Raw genomic sequence first — 21,799 nt, forward strand, 5'->3', positions numbered from 1 at the left:
ATGACCCGCGCTTCCAGGACCGAGATCACCGACCAGTTCGAACTCTTCCTCCCCTATATCGCGGACATGCCCCTGCGCGACCAGCGCGAGATGATGGAGCGCCCCTTCTTCAGCCTCGCCAAGTCCAAGCGGGTCAAGCCGATCGACTACACCTCCCCCGACGGCAAGGCCTGGGTCCATGTCTCGGCCAATCCGGACTATGGCATGGCCACCATCTGGGATGCCGACATACTGATCTACTGCGCCTCCGTCCTGGCCGACATGGCGCGCCGCGGCCTCAACGACATCCCGCGCAAGCTGCACCTCATGCCCTATGACCTGCTGCGCGCCATCCACCGCCCGACGACCGGCCGCGCCTATGAACTGCTCGGCCAGTCGCTCGACCGGCTCGTCTCCACCACGATCAAGACCAACATCCGCGCCGAAAACCGCCGCGAAGCGACCTTCAGCTGGCTCGACGGCTGGACCCAACTGGTCGACGAACGCACCGAACGCTCCCGCGGCATGACCATCGAACTCAGCAACTGGTTCTATGAAGGCGTGCTGATGCAGGGCGGGGTGCTCAGCATCGACCGCGCCTATTTCGACCTGACCGGCGGCCGCGAACGCTGGCTCTACAAGGTCGCGCGCAAACATGCCGGCGGGGCAGGGGAGGGGGGCTTCGCCATCTCCATGCCCACCCTCTTCGAAAAGTCTGGGGCCGAAGGCGCCTATCGCCGCTTCAAATTCGAAATCGCCAAGATCGCCGAACGCGATCCCCTGCCCGGCTATACGGTCGAACTGGAACAGCCCGACGGCAAGCGTGAACCGTCGCTCCGCATGCGCCGCCGCCCCCAGGCCGATCCGCTCCCGGCAACCGTCGCCCGCCGACCGGCGACGGCCTCGCAATCCACCCCTCCCAAGACAACGCCGTCCCCCGCACCAACCGACGCCGACATGCTGGTCGATGCCGGCAGCATGATCCGCCGGACCCTGGCCGGAATGTCCGCCAAGGCCAGCGCCGGGGAGATCACGGACGCGACCATGGCGACCCTGCGCGCCGACTATCCCGGCTGGGACTATCAGACGCTCCATCAGGAGTTTCGCGACTGGCTCGAAGCCGACCCCACCCGCACGCCTGTCAATTATCAGAAGGCGTTCATCGGCTTCGTCCGCCGCTTCCACGAGAAGAACCGCCACCGCCTCTAGAGCATCGTGCGCAAAAGCGGGAACCGGTTTTGCGCTTAAAAGGATACGACAACAAAAGCCTGGAGCGCGCGGCCTGCGTATGATTTAACGCAGCGCGCTCCAGAGCGGGTTTCGCTCCGATTCCATCAGGTCGCCGCTCCACATTCCCCGTCTTCCGCGATTCCCGCCAGATTCGGAACCGGTCGCCTGGAAATCGCTCCAGAGCGCGCTGCATTAACCGGACGCAGGTCGTCACATCCTTTCAAGCAGAAAACCGGCCCTGCGATGCCGAGCCGCATCCCAAAAGGCCAAACCGCTTGACCAAAACCGGCCCAAAACTCGCGCCATATCCCGACCCTGCAATTCAGCCGACGCACCCCATGCCCATGCAACGCCGAAATGCCGGGGAGGGCGTTCCCGAAGTGTCGGGTAGCGCTGATGGGAAAGGACAACCCGTCAAACACCCCGATAGCGGACCTCAATCCGCCCCGGAATTTGAACGTCCTTTCCAACACCCCCCTCCAATATGATTCAATCCCCCACCCACCGACAACAGCAAATCGCATGCTTCGACACTCCGGGAACACCCTTCGCCCCTTTAGGAACGTTTCCCCGACATTTCAGGAACGCCAGCGTCGACACTATAGGAACGGACCAACGATCCTATGGGAACAGCGATCCAACGCCGACTCGTGCTCTTATGGCGATTCGCCTCCCGCATCCCCGCCCAGTAACTCTTTAACTTTCCTAGAAACCTTATAACCTGGGCGAGACATATTTTTGGCAAGAAACTGGATGAGAAGCCTTGGGCAGCGCCGTCTAATGCCGCCCTGTCAGTCTTTCGACCTGCGCTACCAGTTTCGTCGCGCCCTGGTGCGAAACGCCCAGCAGCCGCGCGACCGCCATCTTGCTCAGCCCCGGATAGGCCAGCTCAAGCCGCATCAGCAACGGGGCCTTGCTCCGCCGCGTCACCTCCAGTTCCACCGGCAGCCGAGCCAGCTTCGCCTCCAGCCGATCCAGTTCTATCAACCCCTGCGCCGCCTGGCGCGCGACCATGGCGGCAATCTCTCCCGCCAAAGAAGCGGCATCGTCCGGCAGGAAGCGCGGCAACCCGACAAGGCAGGGCAGGTGACGCAGGCTGAGCCCCGCCGCCACGAAGGCGCCGGGAAGGTGGCAGGCAAGCACCCAGCCCATATCAAACCGTCGCGGATCGATGCGCCATTGCCGCCCGTCGGCCGTCGTCACCAGATGCCCCTCGGTGACGGGCGTATCGAGGCTCCCCCTCGCATCGATCAGCCGCTGCGCGACCGCCGGCAGGGTGCCGGCAGTGTAGGGGGCGTCCAGCAGCATCTGGGCCATGCGCCACGCCGGGCCGAAGCGGACCAGATCCTCGGGCGCCCACAATCCCACCTCCTTGCGGTCGTCAAGCAAGGTGCGGGAGATGTTGAGGGTCGCGCGCGCGACCGGGTCCCGGTCATCGCCTGCCGACAGCGCAAAATGGAAGAGCGCGGCGACGGAAAGCGGATCGTTGAGCCCCTCGCTATGGCGCGGCGGCGGCGTCCGCCCGCAAATCCAGTTCTGAAGCTCCGCAACCGACACCGGCACGCCGGCAAAGCCCGACAGCATGGAGGCGCCCTTCAGCCTTGCCCTGGCCAGCCAGACATCGGTCGCCGGGCTGTTGCAAAGCCGCCCGTCGAGCCGCCCGAGAAGAAGCAGGGCATGATCCGGCGAAGCTGAAAAATCCTGCATTTCCCATGGATAGCGCAAGATGGACTACAACCAAAGAGGCGAGTTGGTTGTATATGCTATGATGGTGGGGAAGGCAGCTGCTCCGTCTGATCGACGGCGAATGGCCACGCTCTTTCTTATGCCATAATGCAGTAACGCCCGCCAGCGTCAATCGAACATCCAAAGTGGGGACCCGAACAAAAGCCCTGAAATAAGACGACGCCCCTCTCGGACACGTCCGTCGGGTAAAGGCGAAAGGGGAGGGCATCCAACCGATCCGCAAAACGGGAACAAAAGAGGAAATAGTGCTATTTTGCCCTGGGAAGCCCGTCAGGCACCGGTGGGCAGTCAAATATAGACAAGCTCATCGACACCGCCCTTTGCCTTTCAGAGAGCTTCCCAGCCTGCCCAAATTTTAGGCACTAGGCCCATCGATCTGTTCTCCCGTCCCACAGGAACAATGCGCCGGCTGCCGTAGCTCCTATCCTGCTGGGGATCGCGAACGTCATAGAGCCGCACGCGATGGATAGGGCGGCATCGATTCACCCCACGATGACCTGCTGCGGAGAAACTCATCATCATATCAAAGGAACAGGAACGGATGCCGCAACACGCCCGGCCTATATTCGATCGCCCCCGACGGGAGCAGGCAAGGGCACCGCCTGATCGACCGGACAACTGAAAGTCCCCGCAGAGGATCATGGGATATATTCATGATCCAGTGCAGCAATCTTCACCGGCGTCCGGCCTTTGACAATCGCAAAACGGAGTCAGGCACGACCAAAGCCCGTCCATGACCATTATAGGGCATCCCAATCGAAGAGCCCGTTATCCCGAGAGGCACGGAGCGATATCATCCAGCGAAGACTTTCACCCATCGGATCATCTTGCATTGCTGGCAAAGCTCGAACATTGCATCGCAAGGCAAGGGCGTCTCAATTGTGGTAATGGAGATGGATAGATCAACAGTTCAAGCCGCTGCCACCATTCTCGCCGCCTCCCGGTAATTGCGATTGCACAGCGCGATTTTCCGATAGCCTTGACCCCGCCGCCATCAATAAAGTCCAGCCCTCATCGGCCGCATCCTTGAAAGGAAAACGCCCCGAACGACATTTGCGTCGTTCGGGGCGTGATCTTGGTCGGCGGTCCGGATCGTCCGAACCGGCCAGACGTACAATCAGGCTTTTTCGGCCACAGGCGCCTTGGCGGACTTGGCTGCCGGCTTTTTCTTGGGAGCGGCCTTGGCGGGCGCCTTGGCAGGCGTTGCCGCCTTGCTTCCCGCCGCTGCCTTTTCCGCAGGCTTGGCAGCAGCCGGAGCGGCAGCGTCCTTCTTCGGCGCGGGCGCCGATGGCGTAGCGATGGAGAGGCGCTTGCGCGATGCGGCGGGCTTGGCAGCCGGAGCCTTGGCGGCGGGCGCCTTGGCAGCAACCGGCTTCGCCTCGGCAGGCTTCGTTGCGGGCGCCTTTGCCTCAGGGGCCTTTGCCGCCGGGGCTTTCGCTTCCGCAGGCTTGGGAGCGGACGTCTTCGCAGGGGCCTTGGCCGCCGCCGGCTTGGCAGGCGCTGCCTTTGCAGGTGCTGCCGTTGCAGGCGCAGCCTTGGGAGCAGCGGCCGCCTTCGGAGCCGCTTCGGCCGGCTTCTTGGCATTCACCGGCTTGCGGCCAAGGCCAAGCTTCGTCGCGACGGCGCGCCGCGCTTCCGAATAGTTGGGCGCGACCAGCGGATAGGACTTCGGCAGGCCATAGCGTTCGCGATAGTCATTGGGCGACAGGCCATGGCTGGCCAGGTGGCGCTTCAGCGTCTTGTACGGCTTGCCGTCGATCATGCTCAGAATATGTTCGGGCGAAGACAGGCTTTTGCGGACCGACACGGCCGGCGTGTAAGTCGGCGCCGCCTCCTCCTGGGGCTTTGCGGCAAGATCATCAGTCAAGGCCAGACGCGTGGTCCGAATGAGGTCGGCAAGACCTTCGCTCGCTACATTATTGTTGGAGACAAAGGCACTCACCAGCTGAACAGTGAGCGTCGTGATGTCAGGCTGGTTGTTTTCAGACATTGGCCCCGCTTCCCATCTTTGAGTAATAGAAGCGGCCTTTTGCGCGGTTTTGCGTTAAATGTAAATCCGAAACGACTTGACAGCCCGTCCGCATGCTGTCGAACAGGAACAAACAAGCTCATTTTGTTTCGAGATGGGACAGCCTGACCGCGCAATTCCGTCCGCCGGGGTGGAACCATCTTCGCCATATCATTCGCCAGTCAACGGCGCGAAGGCAGGGCGCCTTGAACAGCATAGGCAGGGCGCTCATCTATATTCGCCTGCCCAGTACCAGTGTTCGACCGGCGGGCGACAATATTTGTCGACAGCGAAACCTGTTCTGCACAAAAAAAAGGCCGGTCTTTCGACCGGCCTACTGAGTTTAGGAGAGGATGCCTGAAAGGCACCCGCCAAATGGCGCGCCGGACTTCCAATGGCAAATGCGAAGCGCGGCGATGTGATTGCGTTGCGCGCAATTCCCGGCGCCGGCTTCATATCGCACCATGTCGGAATGCCCTGCCACGGACGGCGCATCGTTCAGGGCGAACGCTTCGCGACGAACGTCCATGCCGCGTGCGACGCACCCGGCAAAGATCGCGCATATGTCTGAAAAGGGCAGGGCGGGGGTCCATCCCGCCAGACTGGCGCGCGCCCCGCCGGTACGACAGGGGCGCGCCATTCGATCAAGGAAGGGATGGCGGCCCGTTCGTCCGGGCCGATCCTTCCGATCTTGCATCGATGAAGACTTGGGCGGCCAGGCGCGGCCGCCGAAGATCGTCTTCAGCCGTTCAGCTGGTCCTTCACGGCCTTGGCCGGGGTAAAGGTCAGCTTCTTCGAGGCGGCGATCTGGATCACGGCGCCGGTCGACGGATTGCGGCCTTCGCGAGCGGGCTGGTCCTTGACCTTGAACTTGCCAAATCCGTTCAGCGAAACTTCCTCGCCCTTCGCGGCGGCACCGGCGATGGCGGAGAAGACGCCGTCGACATATTTGCGCGCGTCGGCCTTGGTCAGGCCATGGTCGGCGGCCAGTGCTTCGGCGAGTTCAGTATTGTTCATGATGATCTCCCTTTCGTGGACGGATGGTCTTAACCTGTCTCTTCGCACTCAACTAGCCCCTTTGCGACCGGCGAACAGCGAAAATCGGCAGTAAAATCGCGTTATTGGCGCTTTCGGATGGGAAAATGACCCCGACCGGAGCCTTCGGGCCGCCTTTCCCGCCGGCGGCAACTCCTCCGCCCGGGTTCCGATCCGCCGCACGAGCAGGCATTTCGCCCGTGAAAAGGGCCCTCCGGGCGGCTGTTCCGCCAAAATGGTCGCAATTGTCGCGCGCCCCGCCCGCGCCGTGCCGGGGGTGGACCGCCAAGGGCGGGACTTTGGCCCGGCGCAGCCCTTTTACAAAAGCTTGCGGATAGAACCGATCCGGTCGCGGTTGCAGATGAAGGCCGCGTCATTTTCTCCCATCCTTCCTGCACGGCGGCCCCTTGCGGCCGGAATGGCGTGGGACGATGTGGCGGCAGAGCATGGCGGGGATGGGGTGGTGCAGGCGCGCGGCGCGGGCGGTCGCGGTGGGCCTCGGGCTGATGCTGGCGGTCCCTGCGGCGGCGCAGGACGCAGCGCCCGGCCAGCAAAGCGCCGCCCCGATCATCGACCGCGACCGCACCGACCGGCTCGAACCGCAGATCGCGCCTCCGCCTGTCGCCGCGCCGCGCCCGGCGCCCTCGGTCCAGGTCGCGCCCGCGGCTTCCTCCGCGGCCCAGACGCTGCTGACGCGGCTTATCTATAGCGGAACGACGCTGCCCAAATCCCGGCTCGATGCCGCCACTTCCCCCTTTATCGGTCGGCCGCTGACCGGTGAAACGCTCCAGGCCATCGCTCATGCGATCAGTGCGACCTATGCGAAGAGCGACATCGCCTTCTATTCCGTCTCCATTCCGCCCCAGCTGCCTGGCGGCGGCGTCCTGACCGTCCGTCTGGTCGAGGGGCGGGTCAGGGATTATCGCCTCGCGGGCATGTCGCCCAGCATGCCCGCCGGGCTGATCGCCGCGCATATGCGCCGGCTGATGCGGGACGCGCCGCTGCGCAGGAGCCGTCTGGAACGGACATTGGCGCTGCTGCGCGACATTCCGGGGCAGACGGTCGACGCCCGGCTGCGCCAGTCGGGCGCGCCCGGCGATCTCCTGATCGACCTCATCGTCAAGCGCAAGCAGGTGCAGATCGGCCTCACGATCGACAATAGCGGGGTCAGCAATGTCGTGCAGGGCGTGCAGGCGCAGATGTCGGTCACGGTCAACGGCCTTGCGCGCGAAGGCGACAGCACGCGCATCGCCGGCTACCTGCCCTTCTATCCCGACCGCTATCAATATTATTCGCTCAGCCACAGCACGCCCATCGGCAGCAATGGCCTGACCCTGGCCGCGCAGGCCGCCCATGTCGAAACCCGTTCGCGCGACAGCAGGACGACGGGTGAGGCGACATTGGCCGGCCTGACGCTCAGCTATCCCGTGCTGCGGTCGACAAAGTCCCAACTGTCCGTCACGGCGTCCCTCGACGGCATCGACAGCGACAATTATTTCCTCGACATCCGCTTCGGGGATTACCGGTCGCGGGCGCTGCGCCTGGGGGCCTCCTGGTCCCGCGCCGACGCAAGGAACGGCTATGCGGTTTCCACGGTCGTCAGCCAGGGGATCGACGCGCTGGGCGCCCGGCCCTTCACCGGCTTTTCCGAAACCGGCTTCACCAAGGTCAATGTTCAGGCCATCGCAGTGAAGGGGATCAGCAGCAGGCTCAGCCTCCGGACTTCGGTCAAGGGCCAATATTCGAAAGACGATCTTCCGGTGACGGAGCGCTTTCCGCTGGGCGGCCGGGGCGCGGGCATGGCCTTTCGCACCGGAACGCTGACGGCGGAACAGGCCCTTGCCGGCAGCGCCGAACTCTCTTGGTCGCTGCCCGCCCGGTCGCCTGTGCTGAAGGCCAGCGCGCTGTTCGTCGCGCTTGACGGTGCGCTGGCGCATGGCACGGCGCGGCCCGCCTACCGCCTCGCGGCGCGGGACTACAGCCTTGCATCGGCGGGGGGCGGGCTGCGGCTGGGCCTGGGCGCGAAATGGCGGGTCAGCGCGGAAGTGGCCGTGCCGGTCAAGCGGCCCGACCCGACCCTCAGCCGCAAGGCGCGGTTTTTCTTCGGGGTGGGGCGGGCATTTTGATCCGTCCTTTTGCGAATACGCAAAAACAAGAAAATGGGAAGCAAGACATGAACAATGTGTGGGAGGTATGGCCCTCGGCCCTGACCGGGGCCGAATGCGACGCCATCGTCAAGCGCGCGGCGCTCTATCAGCCGGAAAGCGCGACCGTCGGCTTCGCGCAGGCGGTGCGCAGCGATCATGCATATCGCTCGTCCACCATAAGCTGGCTGGACGTTCATCGCGACAAGGACATTGTCGACCGGCTGATGCAGTTCGTCCATTCTTCCAACCGCACCAATTTCGGGATCGACATCGCCGGCCCCTATGAACTGCAATATACCGAATATCATGGGCGGGCTCAGGGCAAATATGACTGGCATCAGGATGTGTGGCTGGAATCCTCCCGCCCCTTCGACCGCAAGCTGTCGGTGGTGGTGCAACTGTCCGACCCGGATGAGTATGAGGGCGGCGCCTTCGAATTTTTCGGCCTTCAGCAGCCGGGCGTCAATTTCGCGCCACGCGGCAGCATGCTGATCTTCCCCTCCTTCCTCCAGCATCGCGTCCTGCCGGTGACCAGAGGCGTCCGCCGCAGCCTGGTGAGCTGGATCGAAGGGCCCCGGTGGCGCTAGAGCCAATCGACATTCAGCCCTGACGGCCTGCAAATGACGCTTTTCCGTGCTTCCGGTGCTTACCTACCTTGAGTAGGCTGCGCTCCGGGTCACGGAAAACCACCCTTTTACCTTCGGTGGCCTTCGGCTCGGCTCGTCATCATCTGAATGTCGATTGGCTCTAAGCCGCCGCTGACGGTCCGATCCTCCGATCTCTGATCTTCCGGCGATCGAACCACGATCGGCGCGGCCCGCATGGATGCGCGCCGACCGCAGCCGCAACCCATGCCTTCCGTCGCCGCTTCGAAGGAAAATGGACCATATCGGAAGCAATTCCGCGAAGGACGATGTGCTTGCCCTGAACCCGGCTTTGCGGACGAGGGACCTTAAGGATGCCGCCAAAAGCCGCCGGATATGCGGATTCCCTGATCTTTCGACCAGCTTTGCGCAGGCGGCAACAGGCTTTTGCGCGCTGAACCGGGACCAATATCGGCAAAGCCGGCCGTTCTGACCAGACCGGTTTCTTCTTGACGCGGCGATAAGGACTGCCGGGCCTAACTTGCTCCCGTTGCGATCTGCTCGCAGGAAAACAGGGAGTCTTGCAATGCCACGTTATGGATCGGTCCGGTCGGGACGGCACTATCTGCTGTGCGCCACGGCGATACCTCTTCTTTTGCTCAGCGCCTGCGCCGACGGCGTGGGCTTCGACATAGGGGCGGGCGGCGGCCAGTCCCCCTCCGGTCCCAGCGGCCCGACAGGTCCGACAAGTCCCACCGGCCCGACCAACCCGTCCGGTCCCTCGGGTCCATCCGGCCCGTCCGGTCCCTCCGGTCCCAGCGGCCCCACGGGTCCGGGCGGCCCCGCCGGTCCCACCAGCCCAACCGGCCCAGCAGGCCCGACCGGCCCCTCCGGTCCCGTGGGCCCCGGCGGTCCGACCGGCCCAGGCGGCCCCACTGGACCCACTGGCCCGACCGGCCCCGGCGGACCCACCGGTCCCGGCGGCCCGACTGGTCCTGCCGGACCCACCGGACCCACCGGTCCGACCAGCCCCACCAGCGGCGGATCGATCATCGGGGCTTCCATCGGCAATCTGCCGGTGGTCGGGCCCACCGGTCCCGGATCGCTGATCGGCGTCAACGTCCTGCCGGGCGACAGCCAGGCGACCGGCAGCGTGGCCACCGTCGATCTGCTGACAGGCGACGGCACCGTCGCCCAGCTCGCCCTGCCGACCACGCCCCAGAGCGTGCAGCAGGGGCTGGCGCCGGTCGGCACGCTCGCAGGCGGCCTGCTCGGCGCACCGGCGGGGGAAGCGGTGACGCAGCTCACCGACGGTCTCTCCCCCACGGTGGCGGCCGTCACCTCGACGGTCGGCCAGCTCACCACGCCGCTGCTCGATACGGTCAACGGCGCGCTTTCGCCCGTCACCGGTCCGCTGGTGGGCGACAATGGCGTCCTCGCGCCCGTGACGGGGCTGGTCGAAAATGCGGTGGGCGGCCTGACCGGCGCTCTGGGCGGCGTCGGCGGCGATCCTTCCGCCGCACTGGGCGGACCGCTTGTCGGCGCGAATGTCGGCGGCAATGTCCTGACCGGCGCCTCTACGCCCGGCACGCTTGTCGGGGTCAACCTGCTGCCGTCGGACGGCGGCGCGGCTGCCGGACAATTGGCGACGGTCGATGTCCTGACGCAGGGCAATCTGGTCGACATCGCCGTGCCGACGACCGCGGCCGGGGTAGAGGCCGGATTGCAACCGGTCGGCAACCTGGCCGGGGGTCTCCTTGGCCCGCAGGCCGAAGCGACCGTCACTCAGGTCACCAGCGCCGTCGCCCCCGTGGTCGCGGCCGCCACCAGCACGGTCGACAGCGTCGCCGCGCCCCTGCTCGACACCGTCAACAGCCTGGCCCCGGCGCTGCCCGGAGGAGAAAGCGGTTCCCCGCTCGCGCCCGTGACCGGCCTGGCCGGCGGCCTGCTGGGAGCAGGGGAGGGGACCGGCGGCAATGCCCTGGCCCCCGTCACCGGCCTGCTGAACGGCGCGCTGGCCCCGGCGACCGGATCGGGTTCCGCCACGGCGCCCGTGACCGGCCTGCTCGGCGGGCTGCTCGGGGGCGGCAACTGACGCGGCGGCGCGGCCCGCCATGGTCCTCATGCATGGCGGGCCGCACGCCGACGATGCTCTCCCCCATAGCCCCCGGGGGAAGGGCGGGGGCGAGGAGGCAGTGGGCGCACTGCCTCCTCAAACCGATTCCGAACGCAGGCCGGCACGCTTTGCGTTCACGCAAAAATCTTCGCCAAAGGGGAATATCATCTTGCCGAACCGCCTTTTCTTCATCCGCCGCCTGATCGATGGCGCTGCGGCCCTGCTGCTGCTCAATGCCCAGCCCGCCATGGCCGGTCCCTACGCGCCCTATGCCGTAACGCCGGGCGAAACCGCGGTGGGAACGATGCTGGACGCGGCGACGCACGCACCCGGCGGCGACCGCGCGGCCATGCTCGCATCGATCGACGCCCTGCCGACGGCCGCGGCGCGTGCCGATGCGCTGGGCCAGCTCTCGCCGCGCAGCTATTCGCTGCTGCCCCGCCTGTCGATCCGGTCGATGGACGCCGCCGACCGGGAAATCCGCTCCTGGCTGGCCGAACGGCGCAGCATCGCCATCGATGCGCCGGCCGATGTTCCGGCCAGCGGCGACCGCACCATCACCATGATGCTGAGCGGAGGGATAAAGCGGGCGAGCTATAAGGCGCGCGTCGACCGCCCCGAAGCGGAATCCGACAGCCGGTCGCTGCGCTTCGCCGTCGATGTGAAGCCCGTGCCCGGCCTCATCGTCGGCGCGACCCTGGGCATCGACGGCATCGATGCGCGGCTCGACCCGGCGCGGCGCCCCCGCATCAGCCAGTTCAACAGCCAGATCGGTTCCTATGCCAGCTATAGCGACGGCCGCTTCTATGTCGACGCGACGGCGGCCTATACGCTCTCCGAATATAAGCTGCGGCGCCAAATCGGCTGGGCGGGCTTTACCGGGCGGCTGGTGGCGCCCGTGGACGGCGACGGCTGGGCCGCATCGGGCGAGGCGGGCGCGATGCTGCGCGCAGGCCCGGTCCGGATACAGCCCTTCGCCGGCCTGCACCATCGCTATGCCGATGTCAGCGGCTTCGTCGAAAATGGCGGACCCGCCGCGCTGGAGGTCGCCGCCTTCCGCACCAGATCGCTTCGCGGCGCGTTGGGCGCGCGCATCTCCGCCAATGCGACGCAAGGCGGCTGGACCCTTCGCCCCTCGGTCGAGGCGCAATGGCAGCGCGAACTGCGCAGCCGCCCCGACAGCCGAATAGAGGCCCGCTTCGCCACCCGCGACTTGCCCATCTTCACGCTGCGTCCCACCCGGCTGGCGCGTGACGCGGGCCTGGTGAATGCCGGGATCAGCGCGACCTGGAACAACCGCACCACGTTCCGCCTGGGCTATGCGGGCGAGTTCGGTTCCGACCGCCATGTCCACGCGGCGGCGCTGACGGTCGGACGGCGTTTCTAGGCAAAAGGGATTGCTCCGAAACGAACCGGATTCCGCGCCACAATCGTGCATATCCCGCTATTGCGTGGGCCTGCTCACGCAAAGGAAGTGATCCATGGCCCGCTTCATCCGCGACATATTGGCGACCCTTTCCCACGAACCCGCCGGCAGGGGCCCGCCCGATCAGCAGGCGCTCAGCCGCCTCGACCAGCGGCTCGCGCCTTTCGCGGACAAGGGGCCGGGATCGCGCGGCACGATTTCGATCCAGCCGGACGAATGTTCGGTCTGGGACGGCAATCCGCGCGACCAGCCGGGACTGACGGCGGACGGCTGCCGGTCGCTGATCGATTCCATCGCCAGCGAAGGCGGCAACCGCATCCCCGTCCTCGTGCGCCTCAATCCGCCGGGTTCGGACCGGCCCTATCAGCTTCTGGTCGGCAGCCGCCGCCGTTTCGCGGTGGACTGGCTCAACCATAATGGGCGGCCGGAAATGCGGCTGGCGGCCCTGGTCGTCGACCTGTCGGACGAGGAAGCCTTCCGCCTTGCCGACATCGAAAATCGCGAGCGGGCGGACATCAGCGAACTGGACCGGGCGCGCAGCTATCAGCATGCGGTCGAACGCTTCTACGGCGGAGTGCAATCGCGCATGGCCGAAGCGCTCACCCTTTCCAACAGCCAGCTAAGCCGCCTGCTCGCCTTGGCGCAATTGCCGGAGGAGGTGGTGAACGCCTTCGCCACTCCCGATGAATTGCGCGTGCGCTATTCCGAAATCCTGACCCCGCTGCTGCGCCGTCCGGACCAGCGGGCGCGCATGATTGCCGAAGCGCAGTCCATCGGGGAACAGCAACAGGCGCTCGCGCGGGATGGCGGCCGCATGCTTTCCCCCGCGACGGTGCTGGCCCGGCTGCGCGATGCCGCCACGCCGCAGCCTTTGGAGGAAGCGCGCGACATGGCGATCGTCGCGGGCGGCGCGCGCATCGGCCGCCCCCGGCCCGGTCGAAGCGGCGGCCTGACCATCGACCTCAGCATATCGGAGGATGCCGATCTGGACGAACTGCTGGCGCGGCTGCGCGAAACCATCGTCGCGGCCCGCGCCGCGCCCGTCATGCAATAGGATCGCGATCGTTTCCGGAGCCTCAACAGGCGACTTTGCGTATACGCAAAAAGCCCGCGACCATTGATGCCGGCGCTCTATGAAGGCCCGGCGGCCTCCTTCCGGCCGTAAGTGGCGGCCAGATAGGCGGCGATCCGCTCGGCATCGGCAGGCTCGATCGGCGCGCCATAGACCTTGATCATCTTGCCGACGCTATCCTGCCAGAATTGCGCCCCCTTGCCGCGTGGCTGAGTGGTGACATAATCCAGCGAATGGCAGGCGGAACAGGTCGCCGCCGTCAGTTCCGCGCCGTCGCCGGGCGGCAGGACAATGGGTCGTTCGTCGGGCAGGCGATAGCCCGCGGCAGCCGCGCCGCTCGCGGCGAGAAGGGCGATGGGCAGCAGCGCTTTCACAGGGCGACGACCTCCACGGCTTCGACGACATTGCGCATATAGCCGGCGGGCTGCCAGAGCGGATCGAACGGCTGGACCTCTCCCGACCGGCCCGTCGCGCGGACGAGCATGCGATGGCGGCCGGGCGCCAGCCTCTGCGCCGACCGCCATGACCGGAAGCTGTAGCGGCCCAGATCCTCGCCCAGTTCGGCCTGCCGCCAGCTTGCGCCCCCGTCGGCGGAGATGTCGACCCGCGCGATTCCCGATCCGCCGTCGAACGCGATGCCGGACAGCGCCACCGGCTTGCCCGCCGCCACCTGCGCCCCGGACATATGGCTGGTGAGGAAGGACCGGATGTTGAGCCGGCCAATGGGCCGCGTCCTGTCCGGCTTGCCGCCGGGCGCGACGCAGGCGCAATCATTGTCGGGAATGCGATAGGCGGTCTTCATCCAATAGCCGTCATAGGCCGCGTCCACGACGTTGATCTCATGCAGATGCTTGATCCAATAGGTGCCGTAATGGCCCGGCACGACCAGACGCAACGGATAGCCGTTGAGAAAGGGCAGGTCCGCGCCGTTCATCGCCCAGGCCACCATCACCTCGCCATCGCGGGCATGGTCGACGTCCAGCGCCTTGATGAAGTCCGGGATGCCGTTGGCCTGCGGATTGTCGAGCCCGTTGAACGCAACCTGCCGCGCCCCCGCGCGCACCCCCGCGCGGTCCAGCAGCGCGCGAAGCGGAACGCCGCGCCAGCGGGCATTGCCCATCGCGCCATTGCCCAGCTGCCCGCCCCCGACACGCGGTTCGAAAAAGCCGCGCCCATTGCCGGAACATTGGTTGACCGCGACGATCTCCTGCACGGGAAAGTCGCGCTTCAATTCCGCGAGCGAAAGGGACAGCGGCCGCTCGACATGACCGCCCAGCGCCAGCCGGAACCGCCGCGCATCGATGTCGAGCGGCAAATCCGAAAGATGGTAGCGCACGAAGAAGGCATCATTGGGCGTGATCGGCCCGTCGAACAGCGCCAACGGCGTCTCCAGTTGCGGCGGCCGCGCGGTAAGGCCGATGAGCGCCCGCTTCTGCGGATAGCGGACCAAGGGCCGCTCGCCATTGCCGAAGGGCAGGGCGGCGTGGCCGTCACCGGCCCGCGCCCAGCCGGGCACCGGCAACATCGCCCCCGCCATGGCGGCGATAAGGCCGCGCCGATCCACCCCGTTCATGGTCCGTCCGTCCGCCATGGCTGTCCTGCCTGCACCTTCCTGCACTCTGATGATCGGAATGCGGCCGGTGATCCGGTGCGCGGTCTGGCTTTGTTTCTCTCGCCGCCCCGACGCCCCAGGGTCGGGCAACGCCGATCCGCTGTGGGTAGGATGCGGCGGCGGGCCAGTCAATCCGGGAGGTGCGGAGCTGCCTCGGCAGGATGGAAGCACGATCATCATTAGCGAAGCCCCGCCCCGCAAAACCATCTTGAACAGCCTCCGCCCTGTCCCTAATTTGGCGCGTGGCGGTCGCCGCCGGAAGGAAGAGAGGATTGGAAGAAAGGAGGCAAGCCCATGTCCCTCTCCCATTTTCAAGGCCCCTTCGAAGTGGCCCATCATCCCCAGTTGGAACCTGAAGTGAAGCGCGCGATCCTCGCATCCTGGGCTTCGGACGCCAATGCCGTGGAGGGCAATCCCGCCGTCAGGCGCCCGCCGCGGCACGATCGGCCGATCCCCATTGACGAGATTCTGGACGCGCTCCGCAAGGTGGATCGCAACCCCATATAGAGCAGCCAGAATCATCGGCCGCCCCCGGCCTTTGTTCTACCGCGTTTTCCGGGCCAGCAGATGATTCTGCCTGCCCGGAAAACGCTCTCGTCTCTCGATGCCGCCTCTCCCGAGCCGTCGCCCGCAGGAAGAGAGCCTCCTTCAGGCGGTCACTTCGTCCAGCCGGTTGATGAGCCGCAGGAAGGCCACCTCGCTTTCGTCATGCGGCGTGCCGTCCGCATCGAAAATATCGTGGAACCATTTTTCCTTCAGCCCCTCCAGATTGGGGTTTTCCCACTTGTCCCACGGCAGATGGGTCTGCGTCTTCCCCTTCACCAGGCCCCAGCAGAAGGTGCCGACCTGCTCCTCCTTCGCGATCGGCAGGATCGCCTGGAAGGTGCTGCCCGCCGGCCGCGCCATATATTCGGTGCAGAGCAGCGGGCGGCCCATGGTCTTCAGCCATTTGACGCGCTGCGCAAAATCCTCCGCAATGCCGTAATTGTGGAAGGAGATGACGTCGGAATGCGATGTCTGCGCCTGCTGGATCGGACTGAGCAGGTCGGGCGCCGACCAGTCGCCCAGCCAGATGCCGCTGGTCAGCGGCTGCATCGGCTGCATTTCCCGCGCCCAGCCGAACGCCGCGACCAGCAGCGGCACGACCAGGTCTGCCTTCGCCCTGAGCGCCGCGGGATCGCACAGCGCGACCTCCGGCCCATTGTCGGGCTCGTTCCAGATGTCCCAGGCCAGCACGCGCTCATCCTGCCCGAAGCGGCCGACCACGCCCCGCACATAATCCTCCAGCCGCGCATGCTCGGCCGGATTCCGGAGCACGGCGACGCCCGGCGACTGGACCCAGCCGCTGTTGTGAACCCCCTCGCGCGGCGGGGGCTGGGGCCCCAGCGCCGGTTCGGGATGCCAGCAGGAATCGAACAGCACCAGCATGACGCGGATGCCATGCCGATCCGCCACCGTAAGGAAGGCGTCGATGCGGTCCAGAAAGGCCGCCGCGTCGTCCAGCCACAACAGGTCGTGCAGATAGACCCTGACGCTGTTCATCCCCACCGAAGCCGCCAGCTCCAGCTCGCGGTCGATGGTGGCAAGGTCGAAGCTGCCCGCCTGCCACATTTCCAGTTGGTTGATGGCGTTGGAGGGCGTGAAATTGCACCCCACCAGCCACGGTTGCCGTTCGAACCAGCGATGCGCCGCTTCCGGCGTCCAACGATTGCCCATATACCCGCTCAAGACCCGCTTCTACTGTCACCCTGAAGGCGGCCATTAACATCGGTCATCTATAGGACAAGAAGATTAATATGATCTGAGTAAGAGGAAATTTCGATCTTTTCGAAGATTGTCCCAACCCGTCTTCGTTACATGATCGTTATAGTATGGAAACGCGCCCTTTGATTATGAAATCGAAATAATACAGGTCCGAAACGACCAACCGCATGGGACGGGATGCGGTCTCACGCCGCTTCCCGGACCATCTCCCCCGGCAGATGCGCCGCGAAATGATCGATCGCCGTGGCGAGCGAATGCAGCGGCGCCCCTCGACGGCTCGCCAGCGCCGTATTGGCGGGCCGCTCCGCCACCCAGCCGAGCGTCCGGTGGGGAACGCCCCGGATGCGCGAGGGGTCGCCGCCGCAGCGCATCGCGATCCGGCGGGCGAAATCGGCCCAGGACAGCGCCTCGCCATTGGTCAGGTGCCACGGCCCGACCTCGCCGTCGATCAGCAGGTCCAGCGACGTCGCGACCAGATGCGGCACATAGGTGGGCGTCACGATCAGGTCCTCCGCCGCCAATATGGTCTCCCCCCGGCTCAGCGCCCGCACCACGGCGACCGCGAAATTATGATCGTCATGGGGCGAGAAGAAGGCGGCGGTGCGGATGATCAGGTGGCGATTGGGCACCCCAAGCGCGGCGATCCCTTCCTCCATCTCCGCCTTGCTGAGGCCATAGCAATTGCGCGGTGCGGCCGCGTCATCCTCCACATAGGGCGCGCCCTTCTCCCCATCGAAGACGAGATCGCTGGAGAAGGAAAGCGACGCGATGCCGCGATCCCCGCATGCCTTCGCCAGCGCCACGGCCCCCCGCGCATTGGCGGTCAGGCAGGCGTCGCGTGCCGTTTCGGCCTCGTCCACCCGGACCCAGCCGGCGGCGTTGACGACGCCCCAGGGCGCGATGCGGTCGAGCGCGGCGGCGATCGTCCCCGGCGCCGACAGGTCCAGTTCCCCCCGCGACGTGAGGACGAAGGGAATGTTCCGCAACGCGCAGGCGCGCGCCATCGCCCGCCCCAGCGTCCCCGTCGCGCCGCATATCAGCAGCGGCCGTGCCGGAGAGAGACGGGCCGGAGAGGGATGCAAACGCCCGGCCAGATGCGCCTTCATCGATGCGGGGCGCGCCACGCCGGGATGGGCGATCCGCACGGGGCGCTGCCACCAGCCGGCGCCCTCCGCCAGCATCGGGCGCTCGCCCCCGCGCGCCAGCGCCCGCGCCAGAGGCAGCAGCGCCGTGGCGCGCGGCGTTCCGCTGCTGACGTCCCACAGCCCCGGCTCATAATGACCCGGCTGCGTCAGCAGGCTGTTCCACCCCGAACTGCCCAGCAGCGACCAGAGGGTGACCGCCTCGACCTTTATCCCCTCGGCGCACAATCGGCCGGCGACGTCCCAGGCCTGCGCGATCCAGCGCAACTGCTCCTCCCGCGTGCAGCCATTATGGACCTCGGTGACGGCCAGCGGCCGCCCATAGCGCGCCCATGCCTCGCGCAGCGCACCCTCCAGCCCCTGGGGCGGCGGCTCCAGCACGCGGATGGCTTCCACATCGGCATAAAGCTGCGTGTCGCTGCCGCCATGGCTATGCCCGGGATAGCGGTGAAGCCGATGGTCGAGGAAGCGGTCGCTCGTCAGATAATGGTTGATGCCGATGACGTCGGGCGGACAGGGATCGTCGGCAATGGCGCGCAGCCGGTCCGCGAAGCCGAAGCCCGAAAGGCGCTCCCACAGCGGATGCTCGCGCGTCATCATGCCGCAGAGCAGGTCCCAGCTCGCCCAGCGGCGCAGATTGTCGAACCCCGCCTGTTCCCGAAGGGAGGCGGTGGCATAGGTGCGGCCCAGATCGTCGGTCTGGATCAGCCGCGCGCCGGGACTGACGCGGCGGATGGCCCGCATCGACAGGCGAATGGCGTCGGTCTGGTTCAACAGCGCCAGCCAGAAGGATGGTTCGGACCGGTGATGCGGATACCAATGGCCGTACAGGGCGGAAAAGCGGGCGGTGGTCAGCGGCTCGTTGACCGGCGTCCAGTCGGCGATCCACGGATAGCGCTCCGCCGCCGCCCCGGCATGACGCGCCAGCCCGGCGGCGAACCCCTCGTCCAGCAGGCCGGTATGGGCCGGGCCGCTGCCATGATGGACCAGCCCGGCGATGACGCGGATGTCAAGGTCGCGCAGCCGCTTCAACCGTTCGTCGGTCCATTGCCAGTCGCGCTCGTCCGGATCGCGCGGGCTGACCCTCTCCCACAGGACGGGATAGCGGATCGCCCGGATGCCCAGCGTCGCCAGCCGGTCCAGGTCGTCCGCCCGATCCTGATGCCCTGTCGCGCGGATCTGGTCGCGGTAACTGTCGTGGACGCGGTTCACGGTGCATTCCAGACCACCCCATAGCTGCGGCTGCATGGTCATTCCGGTCTCCGTTGCAATGATGGGCGCGATTATTTGGCTCGTTGAACTTCGATCAAGTGAAAGCAGGATAATTGCGACATGCCAGCAACCTGGATCAGTGGAGAAGAAGGAACGGATCGTTCTCCGCCGCGGTTTGACCAATGTTCATCCCGCAGAAAGGTTGCATATAATGGTCCAGCCCCAGTCTTCCCCTTGGCATGAATCTGGATCAATTCCGTCGAACGGCACGCATACCATCCTCTGCTTCAGTCATTTGCGGTGGAAATTCGTCTTTCAACGTCCCCAGCACCTGATGAGTCGCTTCGCCGCCCAGTCCCGCGTCCTCTTCTGGGAAGAACCCTGCCTTGTCGAAAAGCTGGCGGAGCCCGACCTGCATATCGACGTCTGCGCCGCCAGCGGCGTCACCGTCATCACGCCGCAACTGCCCGCCGACGGCGCGCGCGAACAGGATGGGGAGAATTTGAAGGGCCTGCTCGACCTGTTCCTGGCGGGCGAATCCGGCCCGTTAGTCCGCTGGTACTACACCCCCATGATGCTGCCCTTTTCGGAGCATGTCATGGCCGACTGCATCGTCTACGACTGCATGGACGAGCTGGCCAATTTCAGGGGCGCGCCGCCCGAACTGCTGCCGCTGGAACAGCGCCTGCTCTCCCAGGCCGACCTGGTGTTCACCGGCGGCTACAGCCTCTATGAAGCGAAGAAGGACAGGCACGGCCATGTCTATCCCTTTCCCTCCAGCGTCGACGCGGCGCATTTCGCCCAGGCCCGCTCCGCCCGAACGCAACCTGCGCAGGACGCCCGCCCGCGCCTCGGCTTCTACGGCGTCGTCGATGAAAGGATGGATGTCGAACTGCTGGCGGCGCTGGCCGATGCGCGCCCCGGCTGGGATCTGGAAATTGTCGGCCCGGTCGTGAAGATCGGCGAGGCGGACCTGCCGCGACGGCCCAATCTCCATTTCCTGGGCGGCCGCTCCTATGACGATCTGCCCGGCTGCGTCGCGGGCTGGGACGTGGCCCTGATGCCCTTCGCCATCAACGACGCGACCCGCTTCATCAGCCCGACCAAGACGCCCGAATATCTGGCGGCGGGAAAGCCGGTCGTGTCGACGCCGATCGCCGACGTCATCCGCCATTACGGTGGGATCGGCGCGGTGCGCATCGCGGAGCGCGGCGAAGCCTTCATCCGCGCCTGCGACGCGGCGCTGGCCCTGTCCCGCTCGGGCGGCGACTGGCTGGCGGAGGCGGACAAGGTGCTGGCCGGCATGTCCTGGGACAAGAGTTTCCAGCAGATGAGCCGCCTCATCAGGGAAGCGATCTCGCGCGGCGCCCATGCCCATCCCATTGTGTCGCCCACCAGCTGGAAGGACGGCCCGCCGCGGCGTTATGACGTGATGGTCGTCGGCGCGGGCTTCGCGGGCGCCGTCATGGCCGAACGGCTGGCCGCGGACGGCGGCAGGAAGGTGCTGCTGGTCGACCGCCGGCCGCATGTCGGCGGCAATGCCTATGACGAGCTGGACGATGCCGGGGTCCTCATCCACCGCTACGGGCCGCACATCTTCCACACCAATTCGCAGGAGATATTCGACTATCTCTCCCGCTTCACCCAATGGCGGCCCTATGAACATCGCGTGCTGGCGGCGGTGGACGACCTGCTGGTGCCGATGCCGATCAACCGGACCACGCTCAACATGCTCTACGGCCTGGACCTGGGGACGGAGGAGGAGGCCGCCGCCTTCCTCGCCGCGCAGGCGGAGCCGGTGTCGGTCGTCCGCACGTCGGAGGATGTGGTGATCTCCGCCGTGGGCCGGGAACTCTACCAGAAGTTCTTCCAGGGCTATACGCGCAAGCAATGGGGTCTCGACCCGTCGGAACTGGACAAGGCGGTGACTTCGCGCGTGCCGACGCGCACCAATAAGGACGATCGCTACTTCACCGACAGGTTCCAGGCGATGCCGCTCGAAGGCTATACGCGCATGTTCGAACGGATGCTGGACCATCCCAATATCGACATATTGCTGGGCGTCGACTATTGCGAGGCGCGCGACGCCTATCCGCACGATCATCTGGTGTTCACCGGCCCGATCGACGAATATTTCGGCTATCGCCATGGCAAGCTGCCTTACCGCTCGCTCCGGTTCCAGCATGTCAGCCTGGACGTCGACCGGTTCCAGCCGGTGGCGGTGGTGAACTATCCGTCCCCCGACGTGCCGCACACGCGGATCACCGAATATAAGCATCTGACCGGGCAGCAGGTGCCGGGGACCAGCATCACCTATGAATTCCCCGCTGCGGACGGCGACCCCTATTACCCCATCCCCCGGCCGGAAAACCAGCAGCTCTTCAAACGCTATGAAGCGCTGGCGATGGTGCAGACCGACGTCACCTTCGTCGGGCGGCTCGCCACCTACCGCTATTACAACATGGACCAGGTGGTGGGACAGGCGCTGGCGACCTACCGCCGGATGACCAGGGCCCCCGCCATCCGCACCGTGCCCGCCCACCTCGCCGCCGCCGCGCAGCCCCGCCCTTCGGCGGGCTGACCCGCCACAGGCTGGACAGGACCGACCCTGAAGCGGCCGAGCCGATTATATCGGATCGGCCGCTTCAGGTCTTTTTTCTACCGCCCTCTCCAAGTCGGCCGATGATCCTGTCGGCCTGGAAAACGCCCTAGAGCCGATCGACATT

Annotated in this window: 15 protein-coding genes; 8 read left to right on the plus strand and 7 right to left on the minus strand. The window is 66.0% G+C overall.

Features of this window, described 5'->3' with window-relative positions; translation table 11 throughout:
• On the plus strand, window positions 1-1,188 hold the full coding sequence (locus tag EGM87_RS18225) for a replication initiator protein A (RefSeq protein WP_025552294.1): 1,188 nt from the start codon (window positions 1-3) through the stop codon (window positions 1,186-1,188).
• A gap of 798 nt (window positions 1,189-1,986) precedes the next feature.
• Here EGM87_RS18225 and EGM87_RS18230 read toward each other — a convergent pair.
• The 3 genes from EGM87_RS18230 to EGM87_RS18240 all read right to left on the minus strand — a co-directional run bounded on the left by EGM87_RS18230 (window position 1,987) and on the right by EGM87_RS18240 (window position 5,980).
• The gene (locus EGM87_RS18230; protein WP_044661011.1) at window positions 1,987-2,916 is read right to left on the minus strand and encodes a hypothetical protein; all 930 of its coding nucleotides are present in this window, start codon (window positions 2,914-2,916) and stop codon (window positions 1,987-1,989) included.
• Between the two features lie 1,156 nt (window positions 2,917-4,072).
• Complete coding sequence (locus tag EGM87_RS18235) at window positions 4,073-4,945, minus strand: Ros/MucR family transcriptional regulator (protein WP_037483436.1); 873 nt, start codon at window positions 4,943-4,945, stop codon at window positions 4,073-4,075.
• Window positions 4,946-5,704: 759 nt separating this feature from the next.
• Window positions 5,705-5,980 (minus strand): HU family DNA-binding protein, encoded by a 276-nt coding sequence (locus EGM87_RS18240; protein ID WP_007684484.1) that lies wholly within the window; start codon window positions 5,978-5,980, stop codon window positions 5,705-5,707.
• A 464-nt stretch (window positions 5,981-6,444) separates the two neighbouring features.
• Here EGM87_RS18240 and EGM87_RS18245 point away from each other — a divergent pair, with 464 nt between their 5' ends.
• From EGM87_RS18245 to EGM87_RS18265, 5 genes are all read left to right on the plus strand, one after another.
• Complete coding sequence (locus EGM87_RS18245) at window positions 6,445-8,124, plus strand: ShlB/FhaC/HecB family hemolysin secretion/activation protein (RefSeq protein WP_229742688.1); 1,680 nt, start codon at window positions 6,445-6,447, stop codon at window positions 8,122-8,124.
• A 47-nt stretch (window positions 8,125-8,171) separates the two neighbouring features.
• Window positions 8,172-8,732, plus strand: a complete 561-nt coding sequence (locus tag EGM87_RS18250) for a 2OG-Fe(II) oxygenase (RefSeq protein WP_025550470.1) — start codon at window positions 8,172-8,174, stop codon at window positions 8,730-8,732.
• 583 nt (window positions 8,733-9,315) lie between these two features.
• Entirely contained in the window at window positions 9,316-10,824 is a 1,509-nt protein-coding gene (locus EGM87_RS18255) for a hypothetical protein (RefSeq protein WP_037483438.1), read from the plus strand.
• Window positions 10,825-11,014: 190 nt separating this feature from the next.
• A complete protein-coding gene (locus tag EGM87_RS18260) occupies window positions 11,015-12,232 on the plus strand; it encodes an autotransporter outer membrane beta-barrel domain-containing protein (RefSeq protein WP_137708689.1) in 1,218 nt (405 codons plus the stop codon).
• Window positions 12,233-12,326: 94 nt separating this feature from the next.
• A complete protein-coding gene (locus tag EGM87_RS18265) occupies window positions 12,327-13,325 on the plus strand; it encodes a ParB/RepB/Spo0J family partition protein (protein ID WP_025550476.1) in 999 nt (332 codons plus the stop codon).
• A gap of 77 nt (window positions 13,326-13,402) precedes the next feature.
• Here EGM87_RS18265 and sorB read toward each other — a convergent pair whose 3' ends face one another.
• Together sorB and sorA are read right to left on the minus strand one after the other, a co-directional pair.
• A complete protein-coding gene (gene sorB / locus EGM87_RS18270) occupies window positions 13,403-13,717 on the minus strand; it encodes a SorB family sulfite dehydrogenase c-type cytochrome subunit (protein ID WP_007684475.1) in 315 nt (104 codons plus the stop codon).
• Window positions 13,714-14,934: a SorA family sulfite dehydrogenase catalytic subunit gene (gene sorA, locus EGM87_RS18275; protein ID WP_025550478.1), complete on the minus strand. Its 1,221-nt coding sequence runs from the start codon at window positions 14,932-14,934 to the stop codon at window positions 13,714-13,716. The genes sorB and sorA overlap by 4 nt, the downstream gene beginning before the upstream one ends.
• A gap of 315 nt (window positions 14,935-15,249) precedes the next feature.
• Here sorA and EGM87_RS18280 point away from each other — a divergent pair, with 315 nt between their 5' ends.
• Window positions 15,250-15,462 carry a hypothetical protein gene (locus EGM87_RS18280; RefSeq protein WP_025550480.1) on the plus strand — a complete coding sequence of 71 codons (213 nt, stop codon included), beginning with the start codon at window positions 15,250-15,252 and terminating at the stop codon, window positions 15,460-15,462.
• 141 nt (window positions 15,463-15,603) lie between these two features.
• Here EGM87_RS18280 and EGM87_RS18285 read toward each other — a convergent pair whose 3' ends face one another.
• A complete protein-coding gene (locus EGM87_RS18285) occupies window positions 15,604-16,671 on the minus strand; it encodes a cellulase family glycosylhydrolase (protein WP_025550482.1) in 1,068 nt (355 codons plus the stop codon).
• A 233-nt stretch (window positions 16,672-16,904) separates the two neighbouring features.
• Window positions 16,905-19,115, minus strand: a complete 2,211-nt coding sequence (locus tag EGM87_RS18290; RefSeq protein ID WP_044661008.1) for an SDR family oxidoreductase — start codon at window positions 19,113-19,115, stop codon at window positions 16,905-16,907.
• Window positions 19,116-19,407: 292 nt separating this feature from the next.
• Between EGM87_RS18290 and glf the strand changes: the two genes are divergently transcribed.
• Window positions 19,408-21,654: a UDP-galactopyranose mutase gene (gene glf / locus EGM87_RS18295; RefSeq protein WP_137708688.1), complete on the plus strand. Its 2,247-nt coding sequence runs from the start codon at window positions 19,408-19,410 to the stop codon at window positions 21,652-21,654.
• Window positions 21,655-21,799: the final 145 nt, after the last annotated feature.

The sequence above is a fragment of the Sphingobium sp. RSMS genome, assembly GCF_005406185.4.
GTDB lineage: Bacteria > Pseudomonadota > Alphaproteobacteria > Sphingomonadales > Sphingomonadaceae > Sphingobium > Sphingobium fuliginis.